At 61.7% G+C, this 381-nt stretch carries 1 protein-coding gene; it reads left to right on the top strand.

What is annotated here, in order from left to right; all coding sequences use genetic code 11:
• Positions 1-285 (top strand): hypothetical protein (locus EN824_RS33655; protein WP_210236379.1); only part of this gene is annotated, 285 nt, incomplete at its 5' end.
• Between the last annotated feature and the right edge of the window lie 96 nt (positions 286-381).

The raw sequence follows: 381 nt of genomic DNA, 5'->3' as shown, positions 1-381 counted from the left end.
GTTAAACCTCAATGCCGTGAAGCGCAGAACCTGCGCGCGGCCGTCAACGCCCGCGAACAGCAACGCGATGCATTGCTCAATATCGCGCGAGGCTGTGGCAGCATCGCGCGGTGGGATTGCGTGGCCAGCAATGCGAGCAGCGCGCTCGAGCTCGATTCGAGCAGTAAAGAAGCGCGCCATCTCGTCACGCTCGCCATGCATGAGTCAGCGCTCGCAATTGCGGAAACGGTCACGCCAGAGCCAGAACCTGCACCGGACACACGCGACATCAATGCTCATCACTGAGCGCGCGCTTCATAGCCTTTATAGCGTCTGACGCGCCGATACAGCCGGGCACAACTGCCGCGCAATCGCGCGATATCGCTCGGCCGTGTCTCTCAG

Origin of the sequence: Mesorhizobium sp. M8A.F.Ca.ET.181.01.1.1, from assembly GCF_004792025.1 — a bacterium.
Classification (GTDB): domain Bacteria; phylum Pseudomonadota; class Alphaproteobacteria; order Rhizobiales; family Rhizobiaceae; genus Mesorhizobium.
Note: the sequence above shows the minus strand (reverse complement) of the source record. Positions and strands in the feature narration are given on the sequence as shown.